10 protein-coding genes are annotated in these 15,534 nt (G+C 63.7%); 8 read left to right on the top strand and 2 right to left on the bottom strand.

Going from position 1 to position 15,534, the window contains the following annotated elements; all coding sequences use genetic code 11:
- Positions 1 to 51: 51 nt before the first annotated feature.
- Both gyrA and mtnA read right to left on the bottom strand, forming a co-directional pair.
- Entirely contained in the window at positions 52 to 2,853 is a 2,802-nt protein-coding gene (gyrA, locus tag MST27_RS07795) for a DNA gyrase subunit A (RefSeq protein WP_243605409.1), read from the bottom strand.
- 123 nt (positions 2,854 to 2,976) lie between these two features.
- Positions 2,977 to 4,053 carry an S-methyl-5-thioribose-1-phosphate isomerase gene (gene mtnA / locus MST27_RS07790; protein WP_243605408.1) on the bottom strand — a complete coding sequence of 359 codons (1,077 nt, stop codon included), beginning with the start codon at positions 4,051 to 4,053 and terminating at the stop codon, positions 2,977 to 2,979.
- 406 nt (positions 4,054 to 4,459) lie between these two features.
- On the opposite strand from mtnA, the gene MST27_RS07785 reads away from it, so the two are divergent.
- From MST27_RS07785 to MST27_RS07750, 8 genes are all read left to right on the top strand, one after another.
- Entirely contained in the window at positions 4,460 to 4,756 is a 297-nt protein-coding gene (locus MST27_RS07785) for a DUF3649 domain-containing protein (RefSeq protein ID WP_243605407.1), read from the top strand.
- Positions 4,753 to 6,279 (top strand): PepSY-associated TM helix domain-containing protein, encoded by a 1,527-nt coding sequence (locus MST27_RS07780; protein ID WP_243605406.1) that lies wholly within the window; start codon positions 4,753 to 4,755, stop codon positions 6,277 to 6,279. The genes MST27_RS07785 and MST27_RS07780 overlap by 4 nt, the downstream gene beginning before the upstream one ends.
- A complete protein-coding gene (locus MST27_RS07775; protein WP_243605405.1) occupies positions 6,276 to 6,599 on the top strand; it encodes a DUF3325 domain-containing protein in 324 nt (107 codons plus the stop codon). Before MST27_RS07780 ends, MST27_RS07775 begins: the two co-directional genes overlap by 4 nt.
- A gap of 107 nt (positions 6,600 to 6,706) precedes the next feature.
- Positions 6,707 to 7,324, top strand: a complete 618-nt coding sequence (gene imuA, locus MST27_RS07770) for a translesion DNA synthesis-associated protein ImuA (RefSeq protein ID WP_243605404.1) — start codon at positions 6,707 to 6,709, stop codon at positions 7,322 to 7,324.
- A 1-nt stretch (position 7,325) separates the two neighbouring features.
- Complete coding sequence (locus MST27_RS07765) at positions 7,326 to 8,735, top strand: Y-family DNA polymerase (RefSeq protein WP_243605403.1); 1,410 nt, start codon at positions 7,326 to 7,328, stop codon at positions 8,733 to 8,735.
- Positions 8,732 to 11,809 (top strand): error-prone DNA polymerase, encoded by a 3,078-nt coding sequence (locus MST27_RS07760; protein WP_243605402.1) that lies wholly within the window; start codon positions 8,732 to 8,734, stop codon positions 11,807 to 11,809. The genes MST27_RS07765 and MST27_RS07760 overlap by 4 nt, the downstream gene beginning before the upstream one ends.
- 269 nt (positions 11,810 to 12,078) lie before the next feature.
- Positions 12,079 to 14,319 (top strand): hybrid sensor histidine kinase/response regulator, encoded by a 2,241-nt coding sequence (locus tag MST27_RS07755; protein ID WP_243605401.1) that lies wholly within the window; start codon positions 12,079 to 12,081, stop codon positions 14,317 to 14,319.
- 142 nt (positions 14,320 to 14,461) lie between these two features.
- On the top strand, positions 14,462 to 15,460 hold the full coding sequence (locus tag MST27_RS07750; protein ID WP_243605400.1) for a D-cysteine desulfhydrase: 999 nt from the start codon (positions 14,462 to 14,464) through the stop codon (positions 15,458 to 15,460).
- The last annotated feature ends 74 nt before the right edge of the window (positions 15,461 to 15,534 follow it).

Raw genomic sequence — 15,534 nt, 5'->3', positions numbered from 1 at the left:
GACAGTCGATTACGACAGGACGGGGCCAGAACGGCCCCGTCGCCAGTCGAATCAGTCGTCGTCGGTCGGCACTACATCCGGCGGAACATCGCCACCGCCACCCAGCAACTCGTCTTCGCTCGGCTCGGTGCTGATGACCGGCATCTCCTTGGCCAGCGCGTCGCCTTCAAGAACGGCCTCGACCTCTTCCAGCACATCCTCGGCAGAAGGTTCCTGGACCCGTTCCAGACCAACCAGGTGTTCGTTCTTGCCCAGCTTGATCAGGGTGACACCCTGGGTGTTGCGACCGAGCGACGACACCTCGTCGACACGCGTGCGCACCAGCGTGCCCTGATCGGAGATCATCATGATCTCCTCACCCTGTTGCACCTGGATGGCGCCGACCAGCGGGCCGTTGCGCTCGTTGGTCACCATCGCGATCACGCCCTGACCACCACGCCCGCGCCGCGGGAACTCGTCGATGACGGTGCGCTTGCCGTAGCCGTTGAGGCTGGCGGTGAGGATCTGCGCCTCGGGCTCGGGGATCAGCATGGAGATCAGCCGCTGGCCTTCTGGCAGACGCATGCCGCGCACGCCCCGGGCGGTACGGCCCATGGTTCGCACGTGCTTTTCCTTGAAGCGGATGACCTTGCCACCGTCGGAGAACAGCATGACCTCACGCGCACCATCGGTGACCGCAGCGGCGATCAGCGTGTCACCCTCTTCCAGACTGAGCGCGATCAGACCAACGCTGCGGGGACGGCTGAACTGGGAAAGAGGCGTCTTCTTGACGGTTCCCTTGGCGGTCGCCATGAAGATGTAGGTACCGGTCGGCTCGTCGACCGACTCGTCAGCCTCCTCGCCTTCAACCGACTCTTCCGCCTCTTCGACGTCGGCGATGATCTCTGCATCTTCGACGTCGTCTTCACTGCTTTGCTGCTGGCGCGCCGCTTCGATATCGACCTGCAGCATCGCCGTGATGCGCTCGCCTTCGGACAGCGGCAGCAAGTTGATTAGCGGACGACCGCGGGAGGTGCGCGACGCTTCGGGAATCTCGTAGGTCTTGAGCCAGTAGACCTTGCCCTTGCTGGAGAACAGCAACAGCGTGGTGTGACTGTTGGCGACCAGCAAGTGCTCGACGTAGTCCTCTTCCTTGACCCCGGTAGCCGCCTTGCCGCGACCGCCGCGACGCTGTGCCTGATAGGCCGCGAGTGGCTGGGACTTGGCGTAGCCGCCATGGGAAATGGTGACGACGCGCTCTTCCTCGGTGATCAGGTCGGCCAGCGTCAGGTCATGGCGCGATTCCATGATCTCGGTACGACGCGCATCGCCGAAGTCGCGCTTGACGCCTTCAAGCTCCTCGCGGATCACCTCCATCAGGCGCGCCGGGTTGGTCAGGATGCGGATCAGCTCGCCGATCTGGGTCAGGATTTCCTGATACTCGCTGAGCAGTTTTTCATGCTCGAGCCCAGTCAGACGATGCAGACGCAGGTCCAGGATCGCCTGGGCCTGTTCCGGTGACAGGTAATACTTGCCATCGCGCAGACCGTACTGCGGATCGAGCCCTTCAGGACGGCAGGAATCGGCACCAGCCCGCTCGACCATCGATTCGACGGCGCTTGACTCCCAGGCTTGTGCGATCAGCGCCTCCTTGGCCTCGGCCGGGGTCGGCGAGGCTTTGATCAGCGCGATGACCGGATCGATGTTCGACAGCGCAACGGCCTGGCCTTCGAGGATATGACCTCGCTCACGTGCCTTGCGCAACTCATAGACGGTACGGCGGGTGACCACTTCGCGGCGATGGCGAACGAAAGCCTCGAGCAGTTCCTTCAGGTTCAGCGTACGCGGCTGCCCATCGACCAGCGCCACGACATTGATACCAAAGACGCTTTGCAGCTGGGTCTGCGCGTAGAGGTTATTGAGAATGACCTCCGGCACTTCACCGCGGCGCAGTTCGATAACCACGCGCATACCGTCCTTGTCGGACTCGTCGCGCAGCTCGGTGATACCCTCGATCTTCTTTTCCTTGACCAGCTCGGCAATCTTTTCGATCAACCGCGCCTTGTTCAGCTGGTACGGCAGTTCGGTGATGACGATCTGCTGGCGGCCACCGACCTTGTCGATATCCTCGATGGTCGAGCGCGCCCGCATGTAGATGCGCCCGCGGCCCGTGCGGTAGGCCTCGATGATGCCGGCGCGACCATTGATGATGCCCGCGGTGGGAAAGTCGGGGCCGGGAATGAACTGCATCAGCTCATCGATGGTGATATCGGCGTTGTCGATCAACGCCAGGCAGCCATCGATAACCTCGCCGAGGTTGTGCGGCGGGATGTTGGTCGCCATGCCCACGGCAATACCGCTGGAGCCGTTGACCAGCAGATTGGGGATTTTGGTCGGCATGACCGCCGGAATCTGCTCGGTGCCGTCGTAGTTGGGCACCCAGTCGACGGTTTCCTTGTCCAGGTCGGCGAGCAACTCATGCGCCAGTTTGGCCATCCGCACTTCGGTGTATCGCATGGCCGCGGCGTTGTCGCCGTCGACCGACCCGAAGTTGCCCTGGCCATCGACCAGCATATAGCGCAGCGAGAACGGCTGCGCCATTCGGACGATGGTGTCGTAAACCGCCGAATCGCCGTGAGGGTGGTATTTACCGATCACGTCACCGACGACACGGGCGGATTTCTTGTATGGCTTGTTCCAGTCGTTACCCAGCTCGCTCATGGCATACAGCACACGACGATGCACAGGCTTCAATCCGTCACGAGCATCCGGCAGCGCACGACCAACGATCACGCTCATGGCGTAGTCGAGATAGGACTGCTTGAGTTCGTCTTCGATATTGACCGGGAGGATTTCTTTGGCCAGTTCGCCCATGGAAGCCTGGTTCCTTTAGTCAGCAGGGTCCTGCGATGAAGCGCGGAATGGTATCACAGCTGGTGAGCCGGAAGGCTCCAGCGTGCACAGCAGAGGCATGAAGCCGTCAAACGCCAGGAAAGCTCAATGCAACCATTTGCGACTCATGAGCGCCGTCAGCTTGGCCTTGCTGGGCCGTTCCACCACGCCTTTCTCGGTCACGATCACATCGATAAGATCAGCTGGCGTCACGTCAAACACTGGATTGAAGGCGTCGACCTCGGCGGCGAAGCGCTGGCCGTTGACTTCGAGCAGCTCACTGCCGGCCCGCTCTTCGATCGGAATCTCCTCGCCGCTTTCCAGCGCCATGTCGATCGTCGAGCTGGGCGCCACGACCATGAAGCGAACGCCATGGTGCATGGCCAGCACGGCCAGTTGATAGGTGCCGATCTTGTTGGCCACATCGCCATTGGCCGTGATGCGATCCGCCCCGACGATGACCCAGGTGATGCCGCGGCTTTTCATCAGGTGCGCCGCAGAAGAATCCGCGTTCAATGTCACCGGAACTCCCTCGCCCGCCAGTTCCCAGGCGGTCAGGCGCGAGCCCTGCAGCCAGGGGCGGGTTTCATCGGCGTATACGCGCTCGACCAGCCCTTCCAGATGCGCCGCACGAATCACACCGAGAGCAGTACCGAAACCACCAGTCGCCAGGGCCCCGGTGTTGCAGTGAGTAAGCAGGTTCTGCGGGCTGCCCTGGTGCTTACGGATGACATCCACGCCGTATTGCGCCATGGTCAGGTTGGCCTCGCGATCGCTGGCGTGGATCGAGACGGCTTGAGCCTCGGCGGCCGCATAGGGGTCCTCTCCCGGCTTTAGCCGATCCAGGCGCTCGCGCATCTGGTTCAACGCCCAGAACAGATTGACCGCCGTGGGGCGCGAATCGGCCAGCCGTTTGTAATCAGCCTCCAGCGCCGCTCGCCAGTCGCCGCCTTCAGCCAGGCGATCGCGCAGCGCCAGCGTCAGGCCGTAGGCCGCGCTGATGCCGATCGCAGGTGCGCCGCGCACCACCATTTCGGCAATGGCCGTCGCAACGGCGGCAGCCGAGTCGTAGGCACTCCAGACTTCCTCCAGTGGCAGCCTACGCTGGTCGAGCAAACGCAGTTGCCCTTCCTGCCATTCGATGGCCTTTACCTTTTCCGCGGCAAGCAAGCGCTCACGCATGGCATTCCTCTCTTGATTCGGCGGTGGCCCTGGCATTGCGAAGGCCGAAAGACAAAGAAGCCCGGTCGCTTCCGAGCCGGGCTTCTTCGCTTCGTGAGATCGGGACGGCAGTGAGTACTCGCCCTTGCACCGTTACCCGGGTCGCGAATCCTAATCGACTGAATTTTTCAGTACAAGCCAAGGCGGATGCGGCCCGACCGGCCCGATAGCAGGCCGGGGCAGCGCCTCACAAAGACACACGAACAGATGATTACAAATAATAAAAATTCGCATTAACATACGCACCCAGAACTATGGGGTTGCCTGGATCGACGGGGTTCTTCCGTTCGCAACCACCTTGTACCGCAACGGCTATCGCGTACCGGCCGCATGACCGCTTCCGATGAGCGAGCCAGAGGACCATTCGATGAGCTTGACCCTGTCACAAAGAGGGCTCGACCTGGCCGGACGCATCACGGCTGCCCTGTTCGGCGGCTATGCGCTGGCTTTTGGCTTCACAGCCTTCCTGACCGTCTACCTGCCCTTATCGCGGCCCGATCGGGTGGTAACCGCTAGCCTCCTGTGTTTCGCCGTCTGGGTCGCTGCTGTCCTCTATGCCTTCGCGGCCCGCAGCGCGTGGCGTGCCTGGCTATGGCTGGCTGTGCTCGCGTTGCTGCTCGGCCTGTTCGCCTACCTGCCCACCGAGTGGAGAACCCGCCCATGAGCCTGCGTCAATCGATGGCTGGCCTGCATACCTGGGGTGGCTTGCTGCCCAGCTGGTTACTCTTCGTGATCCTCTTCGCTGGCACCCTGGCCTGTTTCGACAAGGAGCTGGAGCGCTGGATGCGTCCGGCGCTGCACGCGACCACCGCCACAAGCAGCAGTCTCGACGCCGACCATGTGAAGCAGTGGCTCGAGGCTAACGTCAAGGAACCACTGCATGCCTATTGGCTGCACGGCCCGACCGAACGCGAGCCCTACTGGCGGCTGGGCTGGGAGAAGGACGGCAGCGGTGAGCGCGGTCGAGTCGTCTTCGACCCGGCCAGCGGCGAGCCGATGCCGGAAACGCTGGGCGGCGAGTTCTTCTTCACCCTGCACTACAACCTGCACGCCGGTCAGGTCGGCATGTATATCGTCGGCCTGGCCGGGATGTTCATGCTGGTGGCGCTGGTGTCGGGAATCATCGTGCACCGGCGGATATTCAAGGATTTCTTCACGCTACGACCCCAGGCCAACGGCCAACGCGCCTGGCTTGATGCGCACAACCTCTTCGGTGTCATCGGCCTGCCCTTTCACCTGATCCTGGCCTACACCGGGGTCGCCGTGTTCGTGGCGTCCTATATGCCTGCCGGCGCGCTCGTGGCCTACGATGGCAACCCGCTCGCGTTCTACGAGGAAGTCCAGGGTGGCTACCACCGCAACGAGCTGGACCAGCCCGCCGGCACAATGGGCTCCATCGACGGAATGATCCGCGATGCACGCCAACGCTGGGAAGGTGGCGAACCGGGCTGGATCATCGTCGAGCACCCTTTTGACGCCTCGGCGGTGGTCAGTATTCGGCAGCTGGACCCCTCCCGAATCGGCTCGCCACAAGATGCGCTCCACTACGACGCCTTCACTGGCGAACTGCTTCACCAACAGCAGGCGCCCGCCGCCTACGAGGCCTACACCTGGCTGGTCGGCCTGCACATGGCGCAGTTCGGTGGACAGATCGTCCGAGTCCTCTACGGCCTGCTCGGGCTGGCCGGTTGCGCCATGCTGGTTGCCGGGTCAGCCGTCTGGCTGCGCAAGCGTGAAGCACGCCAGTCGAGTGGTCTGCAGGTCGTGCGTGCGCTAAATAGCGCTGTATTTTTCGGGCTCCCCATCGCTTCACTGACGCTGCTCTGGGCCAATCGCCTGTTGCCGGATGATCTACCCGCACGAGCAGCGACCGAGGCCTGGTGCTTCGCTCTGAGTTGGCTGGTGGTCGCCGCGCTGGCCGTGCTCGGCTACCAGCGCTCGACGCAGCTGCAACGCCACCTGTTCGCCCTGCTGGCCGTGCTGGCGCTGGGCCTGCCGATACTCAATGGCCTGACCGCACCACAAGGACATTTGTTTGCCAGCCTCGGCCGGGGTGATCTGACGCTTGCCGGTATAGACCTGGTAGTACTCGTCGCAGGGGCGCTCTGCGCCTGGCGGGCTTGCACCCGCCCTGCAACGCAGCAGCACCTGCGCCCTACTCGCCATGCGCAGGAGGTCGCGCCATGAATCTGCTTAGCTTCGCACTGGCTTACGCCGCCATGATTGCACTCTGTCTGGCCATACCCCGTCATCACCGCCAGCTGTTCGAGCTGGCTCCGCCCCCTGCCCGGCAACGCGCCCTTCGTCTGTTGGCGCTCGTGTTGCTGATGACGGCCGCGGCGCTGAACGTGGCTTTTTCAGGTTGGGCGATAGGGCTGGTGGTTTCCCTGGCGCAGCTGATGTGTGCCGGTCTGCTGGTTGGGCTGATGTTGGCCTGGCGTGAGCGCCTCCTGCTCCCGATCGGCGCTACGCTCAGCCTGGTTGGTGTGGTGACGGCCTTCATCTGATCGGCAGCGCCGCTTTGCAGTGGCGCTTCATCACCTCGGCTTGACCACGGCTCGGACAAGGCAGAATACTGTACACACATACAGTATTCGTGGATTTGCTGTTCGCCATGTCCTCCGTTGTATCCCTTGATCACCTGCTCGATGCGCGCCGACTATGGCGCGGCCAGCGCAGCACGGCAGCCCTAAGCACCCAACCGACAGGCCATGCAGCCCTGGATGCGGCGCTACCGGGTGGCGGCTGGCCGATAGCGGCATTGAGCGAATTGCTCATCGCCACGACAGGTATCGGCGAACTACGCCTGCTATGGCCCACCCTGGCACGCCTGACCACCCGTGGCGAGCGCGTCGTGCTGATCGCGCCACCCTATTTGCCTTTCCCTCCCGCCTGGCTCTCCGCAGGCGTCGACCTCCGCCAGCTCAGCCTCGTGCGCGCCATGGGCCAGGAGGCCTTGTGGGCAGCCGAACAATGCTTGCGTTCGGGCAGTTGTGGGGCGGTGCTGTGCTGGCCACAGCAGGCCGATGATCGCTCGTTGCGACGCCTGCAGGTGGCCGCTGAAACCGGGCAAACACTGGCCTTTGCCTATCGCCCGTTGCGCGAATCCGTCAACCCGTCGCCGGCAGCGCTGCGCCTGGCGATCGAAAGTCACCCGGCCCAGGTGCGAATTCTCAAATGCCGCGGTGGGCTGGCACCGGCCCGGCCGATATCAGCCATGGGCTGGCATTGACATGTGGGCCTGCATTTTGCTGCCACAGCTGGCCATGGATGGTGTATTGCGTACACGCGCCGATCGAGCGTCACCGCTGGTCTTGCTGAGCGGTACCGCTCAGCGCCGTATGCTCCAGGCCGTCAACCCCGCCGCTCGAGCACTCGGGCTAAAACCTGGCCAGCCATTGGCGGCGGCGCTGGCCCTGACTCGGGCATTCTCCACAGCCGAATATGACGTGGCGGCCATCGAGCACTGGCAGCAACTGCTGGCCGCCTGGGCTTATGGCTACAGCTCCCAGGTCAGCCTGCATTATCCGCGCTGTCTGCTGTTGGAGGTTCATTCCAGTTTCAGCCTGTTTGGCCCCTGGCCGCGTTTCGAGGCACGCCTGCGAGCCGAACTGGATGAGCTGGGCTTTCGACACCGCCTCTGCCTGGCCCCCTATCCGGCTGCCGCTCGAGTTCTGGTCAATGTCCACGATGGTCTTGCCGTTACCGACACCCCTCGCCTGCACCAGGTACTTGGCCAGTTACCGATCGAGCGGATCGGCCTGCCACGCGAGGCCGCCACTGCGTTTGCACGTATGGGAATACGGACCCTGAAACAAGCCCTGAGCCTGCCACGTGCCAGCCTGGCACGGCGCTTTGCGAGTGATGTGCTGATCCAGCTCGATACCCTGCAGGGTCATCGGCCGCTGCCTCTGGAGTTCTACCGCCCACCGGATGTCTTCGACACCCGCATCGAATTGAATTTCGAGGTCGAGTCTCACCAGGCCCTGCTGTTTCCATTGCGCAGGCTGACCGCCGACCTGGCCGCCTTTCTCGCCGGACGGGACAGTGGCGTCCAGCGTTTCAGGCTGTATCTGGAGCATCGCACCCTGCCCGACAGCGAGGTGCCGGTCGGCCTGCTCAGTGCCGAGCGCGAGTCCGCCATGCTGTTCGAACTGACCCGTGGCCGCCTCGAGCACCTGCAGCTGCCAGCCCCCGTCCTTGCGGTGCGTCTGGTCGCTCGTGATCTGCCAGCCTTCACGCCGGTCCATCAACCCCTGTTCGACGAGCGCCCGCAGCAGAATGTGCCCTGGGAGCAACTGCGCGAACGCCTCCGCGCCCGACTGGGCGACGAAGCCGTGGTCTCGCTGAGCGCACGCGCGGATCACCGCCCCGAATGCGCCTGGCAGGAAAGCAGCCTCGCCCGCACCGAACCATGGCCCCACGCCGGGTTGCGCCCCGGCTGGCTGCTGAGTGCTCCGCAGCCCTTGCGCGAAGAGGGCCTACTCATCCTGGCCGGCCCCGAGCGCATCGAGTCCGGCTGGTGGGATGGTGCCGACGCACGACGCGACTACTACCGGGTACAGACCGCTACCGGCCAGCAGGGTTGGGCATTTCGCGCCCTCCCTGGAGGGCCGCTGCTGCTGCACGGCTGGTTCGCATGAGCATCGAATACGCCGAGCTGCACTGCCTGTCCAACTTCAGCTTCCAACGGGGTGCATCCAGTGCCCAAGAGCTCTTCGAACGCGCCAAGCGCCAGGGCTATGGCGCCCTGGCGATCACCGATGAATGCACCCTGGCCGGTATCGTGCGCGCCTGGCAGGCCTCGAAGGATACCGGCCTGCCGCTGATCATCGGCAGCGAGGTGCAGATCGAAGATGGGCCCAAACTGGTCTTGCTGGTGGAAAACCTGACCGGCTACCAGGCCCTCTGCCAGTTGATTACCCGTGCCCGCCGGCGGGCCGAAAAAGGTCGCTACCAGGCGCTGCGCGAAGACCTGAGCGAGTGGCCGCTAGAGGGGCTGCTGGCGATCTGGCTGCCCGACGACAGGGCTGATACCGAAGGTCGTTGGCTGCTCGAACGTTTTCGCGAGCGGCTGTGGCTCGGCATCGAACTGCATCGGGGACCGGACGACGCGCTGCAGCTGCGAGAATCCCTGGCCCAGGCTTCACGCCTGGGCATACCCGCCGTGGCCTGTGGCGACGTGCACATGCATGCCCGCGGTCGTCGGGCATTGCAGGACTGCATGACCGCCATCCGCCACCATCTGCCGGTCGCCGAGGCCGGATGCCACCTCTTCCCCAATGGCGAACGCCACCTGCGGTCGCGCGAGGAGCTGGCCCAGCTCTATCCAGCCGCGCTGCTCGCCGAAACCCTTCGCATCAGTCAGCGCTGCCATTTCCAGCTCGACCAGCTGAAGTATCGCTACCCCCACGAGTTGGTCCCGCCCGGACATGACATTACCTCATGGTTGCGCAAGCTGGTCGAGGATGGCGCACGCTGGCGCTGGCCGGACGGCATCCCGGAAAAGGCCCGCGCGCAGCTCGAACATGAACTGGAGCTGATCGCCGACCTGCATTACGAAAGCTATTTCCTGACCGTGCATGACATCGTTCGCTTCGCCCGCGAGCGGAGCATTCTCTGCCAGGGTCGGGGCTCGGCGGCCAATTCGAGCGTCTGCTTCGTGCTGGGCATCACCGAACTCGACCCGGTACGCAGCAAACTGTTGTTTGAGCGTTTCCTCTCCCGCGAGCGCAACGAGCCACCCGATATCGACGTGGATTTCGAGCACGACCGGCGCGAGGAGGTCATCCAGTACGTCTTTCAGCGCTACGGGCGTAATCGCGCCGCCCTCACCGCCGTCGCCAGCAGCTACCGCGCCACCGGTGCCTTGCGGGATGTCGCCAAGGCGCTGGGGCTGCCGCCGGATCAAATCAATGCCCTCGCCGAGTGCTGTGGCCGCTGGAGTGAGGACATACCCGACGACTCGCGGCTGAGCGAGGCCGGTTTCGACCCGAACAGCCCGGTGCTGCGCCGGGTCCTGGTGCTGACCAAGGCGCTCATCGGTTTTCCTCGCCACCTTTCCCAGCACCCTGGCGGTTTCGTGATCTCCGAGCAGCCGCTCGACACCCTGGTGCCGATAGAGAATGCCAGCATGGCCGACCGCACGGTGATTCAGTGGGACAAGGACGATCTCGATGCGGTCGGTCTGCTCAAGGTCGACGTGCTGGCACTGGGCATGCTCAGCGCGATACGTCGCTGTTTCGACCTGATCGAACATTATCGCGGCACGCGTTGGACCCTCGCCACGCTGCCCGCGGAGGACAAGCCCACCTACGACATGATCAGCCGGGCCGACACCATCGGCGTGTTCCAGATCGAATCACGTGCACAAATGGCCATGCTGCCACGCCTGCGCCCGAAAACCTTCTACGACCTGGTCATCCAGGTTGCCATCGTCCGCCCCGGGCCGATCCAGGGCGACATGGTGCATCCTTACCTGCGTCGACGTAACAATGAAGAAAAGGTGGATTACCCGTCCGAAGAACTGAAACCGGTATTCGAACGCACCCTTGGCGTGCCCCTTTTTCAGGAACAGGTGATGGAACTGGCGATCGTGGCGGCCGAATACACCCCAGACGAGGCCGACAAGCTGCGCCGTGCCATGGCCGCCTGGAAGCGCCACGGCAGTCTGGAGCCCCACCGCGTGCGGCTGACCGAGCGCATGCTCGCCAAAGGCTACCAGCCCGACTTCATCGCGAGGATCTTCGAGCAGATCAAAGGCTTCGGCAGCTACGGTTTCCCAGAATCGCACGCGGCGAGTTTTGCCCTGCTCACCTATGCCAGCTGCTGGCTGAAACGCCACGAGCCGGCTGCATTTGCCTGCGCCCTGATCAACAGCTGGCCGATGGGCTTCTACAACCCTGACCAGATTCTCCAGGACGCCCGCCGCCACGGGCTGGAAATACGCCCGGTGGACGCTCGCCACAGCGGCTGGGATTGCAGCCTCGAGCCGAGTCGCCAGGAGCAACCGGCCATCCGCCTGGGGCTACGGATGGTGCGCGGCTTTCGGGAAGCCGATGCCCAGCGCATCGAAGCCGCACGCCAACGCCAGCCATTCACGGACATCCATGACCTGTGCCTTCGAGCCGAGCTCGAACCGCGTGCGCGCGAGCAGCTCGCCGATGCCGGCGCCCTGCGCGGCCTGGCAGGCCATCGACATCGAGCGCGCTGGGCCGTGGCCGGAATCGAGCCACAACTGCCTCTGTTCGCCCACCTGCCCGCTGCTGAGGAAGCGCCCATCAACCTGCCACTCCCCTCGGCGGGTGAGGATCTGCTCAATGACTACGCGACCCTTGGCACGACGTTGGGGCCACACCCCCTGGTCTTGCTACGAGATGAGCTCAGGGCCAGGCGCTGCCGCAGTTCACAGGAACTGGCCATGATCGAGCATGGCCGCCCGGTCAGCGTTGCCGGCCTGGTGATCGGCCGACAACGCCCACAGACCGCCAGCGGTGTCATCTTCGTCACCCTGGAAGACGAGTTCGGCATGGTCAATGTGGTGGTCTGGCGCGACCTGGCCGAGCGCCAGAGGCGCCCCTTGATCCAGTCGCAACTGCTGCGTGTGGATGGCCATCTGGAGTCGGCCAGCGGCGTGCGACATGTCATCGCCGGCCGCCTGAGCGACCTCACGACCTTGCTCACCGGGCTTGATGTGCGCAGCCGCGATTTTCAGTGATCGAGCGCTCGCCTGACCCCAGCCGGAGGTAACCGCGCGATCCGTTCATCGCTCGGCTCCTCAACTGCATCTACCAGCCCAAAGGGCGCCGCGCCCGCTCGACTTTGGACTATGCTGGCCTTGCCCACCCCACTACTCATAAACTGCAGCCCTTGCTGCGAATCTGGTTGGCACAACAGGTAGTCGAATGCATTCACGCGCTTACAGCAGTCTTACGCAATACGTGCCCCATATACCTCGCCCCACGCTGAGCCAGGAACTCCGCTGACGTGTCTATCCGCGCTCGTCTGGTCTGGCTTGTCATAGCCGTTATCGCACCAGCACTGGCCTTTGCGCTCTATGCAACCTATTCGGTCTACCGAGCCCAGTCCTCTCATGTCGACCAGGGCATGCAGGAGACCACCCGCGCTGTAGCCTTGGGTGTCGACCGCGAACTGGCTCGGTACGGGGCAATCGTCACTACTCTGGCAGCCTCGCCAACGATCAGAAATGGCGATCTGCGCGCCTTCCATGAGCGACTGCAACAGACCGAGCATCCGGTGGGCTCGGGGGTGACGATCTTCGATGCTGACGGGGTTCCCCTCGCCGATTCGGACTACCCTTTCGGCGAACCCTTGCCGATGCCCCCACGCCTGCCGGTTCATCCGGCACTGGGAACCGAGACCCAACTTCAGATCAGCTCGCTGTTTCGCGATCCGGTCACCCAACTCGAAAGCATTGCCATCCACCGTCCAGTGCTTCGCAACGGCCGCGTCCAGTACTTCGTCACCATGAAATTTCCGGTGACGGCACTTGGCGTGATGCTCGAGGCGCAGGATTTACCGAAGCGATGGCTCGGCGTGATCCTGGACCAGCGACACACCATCGTGGCACGCACCCGCGATCCAGCCGGACACATCGGCGAACGTGCCAGCCCCGACTTCATACAAAAGCTACGCGCCTCGCCCGCTCGCGACGGCAAGGTGATGTCCGTAACCCGCGACGGCGTCGAGGTCGTCACCTTTTTCAGCCGCGCCGAAGCGTCAGGCTGGACCATCCTGATCGCAATTCCACGACACGATCTGCTGTTCAGCGTGCTGGCACCCATCGGAACCATGGCGGTTGGGATTCTCGTGGTGCTGGCCTTGGCGATCGCGCTTGCCATCGCCGTTGGCCGGACAATCACCCGCCCCTTGGCGCAACTCGATCTTGCCGCCGGGGCGCTCGGCCGCGGCGAGGTCATCCAGGCGTTTCACACCGGCATGGACGAAACCGACCGGACCGCGCAAGCGCTGGCTCAAGCCAGCGTCACCATTCATCGTGCCAGCCACGAAATGGCCGAGCGGGTGCAAGACGCACTCGCCCAGGCTGAGCGATCCCACCGTGCATTGCTGCAGGGGCAGAAGCTTGAAGCGCTGGGCAACTTGACCGCCGGCATATCGCACGAATTCAACAACATCCTGCAAAGCATGACCATGGGCTTGCAGCTGGCCGATATGCTGAGCCCGCACCCAAGGGCCAAGCGCGCCATCGAAGCGTGTCAGCGTTCAGCCCAACGGGCGACCCGCCTGACGCGCCATCTGATGACGTTCAGCCGCAGTCGCACTGCCGATGCGGAACAGGTGGACCTCCGAACGTTGATCATCGGTATGAACGAGCTGTTGACCGGGACACTTCCCAATCACATCGAACTGAAGCTCGAACTACCTGAAGGTGCCTGGCCTACCGTACTCGACCCTGTTCAATGCGAACTGGCTATTCTCAACCTCGCAATCAATGCCCGCGATGCGATGCCCGGCGGCGGCGGCCTAACCATCAGCCTTCACAACCAGGTATTGGTGGAAGGCAACCACCTTGGGCTGCACGCTGGCGCCTATTTATGCATACAGGTCGCCGACGGCGGTTGCGGCATGAACACAGAGGTAATGGCCCAAGCGTTCGAGCCGTTCTTCACCACCAAGGCGGTGGGCGAAGGAACAGGTCTCGGGCTCGCCCAGGTCTATGGTTTCGCCAGACAGGCCGGTGGCGCGGTTTCGATCGAAAGCGAGGTCGGCAAGGGCACCCGCGTCATTCTGGTGCTGCCGCGCCTTGAGCATCGCTCAGATGCTCCTCCCAGCGTTCAGTTGCCACCGGCACAGGCTGTACGCGCGGCGCGTGTGCTGTTGGTCGACGACGATGCCGAGGTGCGCGAGATGATGATGTCGATGCTGACGGAACTGGGCTATCAAGTCGAGGAGGCGATAGGCTCGGAAACTGCCCTGGCGAGGCTGAGCGATGCGAATCAGCCACCGATCCACCTGCTCCTTTCGGATATCGTGATGCCGGGGCAAATGGATGGCGTCGCTCTTGCCGAAGAAGCGCGACGCCTGTACCCCGCGTTGCGCATCATACTGGCCACCGGTTACACCGAGCGCATCGCGGCTGATCATGGGTTCCGCGTGCTTCCGAAACCCTTTACCAGCCAGGCCCTGGCCGACGCGCTATGCGAGGCTCTCGGCTCCGCAGCTTCCACTTCATCCCCGGTCCATTGAGGAGGAGGCGCATAGCCTAGGCTGCACGGCGGCCAGGCTGGCCAAACAGCACGCTGCCGAAGGCTGGATTATTGATCATGCTTGCCGCAGTACGGGATGGCCTTCTACAGTGATGACTCATCTCTGTTCAGAAGCCTGCCCGATGCTCGCCGACGCCCTCGCCCGCTTTCCTCGCCTTGAGCTGATCGCCGACGCCACGCCGCTGGAACATTTGCCACGTCTGTCACGTCACCTGGGTCGGGATATCTGGATCAAGCGCGACGACCTTACTCCGCTGGCCCTCGGCGGCAACAAGGCGCGCAAGCTCGAATACCTCGGTGCCGCTGCCCTGGCCGAAGGCGCCGAGGTGCTGGTCACTGCCGGCGCCATTCAGTCCAATCATGTACGCCAGACGGCGGCGCTGGCGGCCAGGCTCGGCCTTGGCTGCCTGGCGTTGCTGGAAAATCCGTTGGGTACCGCCGAGGACAACTACCTGGGTAATGGCAACCGCCTACTGCTCGACCTGTTCGGCTGCGAGATCGAAGCGGTCGCCAGCCTGGATGATGCCGACGAGTTGCTACTGGCCGCCGCTGAGCGCCTGCGCAGCACGGGACGTAATCCTTATGTGGTGCCCGTCGGCGGCTCCAATGCGCTCGGTGCCCTGGGCTATGTGCGTGCCGGTCTGGAGCTGGCTGAGCAGATGCACAGCTGCGGAGAGGACTTCGCCGCCGTGTTGCTCGCCTCCGGAAGCGCAGGAACCCACAGCGGTCTAGCCCTGGCGCTGGAATATGCCCGGCCGGGGAGCCGTGTGGTGGGGATTACCGTATCGCGCCCGGAGGCGACGCAGCGCCCCAAGGTCGAAGGCCTGCTGCAACGCACCGCCGAGCGGCTCGGCGTCGAGGCGCCGGCGGGACTCAAGATCGAGTTGTGGGATCAGTATTTCGCCCCACGCTATGGTGAGCCGAATGCTGACACCCTGGCCGCCATTCGTTTGCTTGCCGAACAGGAAGGTCTGCTGCTCGACCCGGTGTACACCGGCAAGGCGTTCGCCGGCCTACTCGATGGCATCACCCGCGGCGCCTTCCCCGGCCGGGGGCCGCTGCTGTTCCTGCATACGGGTGGTGCCCCGGCGCTATTCGCCTATCATCCATGGGCGCTTTAGGCAGATACCGATATATTCCATGAACATCGGGCGGGAAAATGGCTAATTTGTTGCCGCTGACCGAAAACTGACCC

The organism is Stutzerimonas marianensis, assembly GCF_022810315.1.
Taxonomy (GTDB): Bacteria; Pseudomonadota; Gammaproteobacteria; order Pseudomonadales; family Pseudomonadaceae; genus Stutzerimonas; species Stutzerimonas marianensis.
Note: the sequence above shows the minus strand (reverse complement) of the source record. Positions and strands in the feature narration are given on the sequence as shown.

Coding starts and splice junctions, on each gene's coding strand:
- imuA (WP_243605404.1), top strand. CDS start 6,707: ATGTCCTCCGTTGTATCCCTTGATCACCTGCTCGATGCGCGCCGACTA.
- MST27_RS07775 (WP_243605405.1), top strand. CDS start 6,276: ATGAATCTGCTTAGCTTCGCACTGGCTTACGCCGCCATGATTGCACTC.
- mtnA (WP_243605408.1), bottom strand. CDS start 4,053: ATGCGTGAGCGCTTGCTTGCCGCGGAAAAGGTAAAGGCCATCGAATGG.
- MST27_RS07760 (WP_243605402.1), top strand. CDS start 8,732: ATGAGCATCGAATACGCCGAGCTGCACTGCCTGTCCAACTTCAGCTTC.
- gyrA (WP_243605409.1), bottom strand. CDS start 2,853: ATGGGCGAACTGGCCAAAGAAATCCTCCCGGTCAATATCGAAGACGAA.
- MST27_RS07780 (WP_243605406.1), top strand. CDS start 4,753: ATGAGCCTGCGTCAATCGATGGCTGGCCTGCATACCTGGGGTGGCTTG.
- MST27_RS07785 (WP_243605407.1), top strand. CDS start 4,460: ATGAGCTTGACCCTGTCACAAAGAGGGCTCGACCTGGCCGGACGCATC.
- MST27_RS07765 (WP_243605403.1), top strand. CDS start 7,326: ATGTGGGCCTGCATTTTGCTGCCACAGCTGGCCATGGATGGTGTATTG.
- MST27_RS07750 (WP_243605400.1), top strand. CDS start 14,462: ATGCTCGCCGACGCCCTCGCCCGCTTTCCTCGCCTTGAGCTGATCGCC.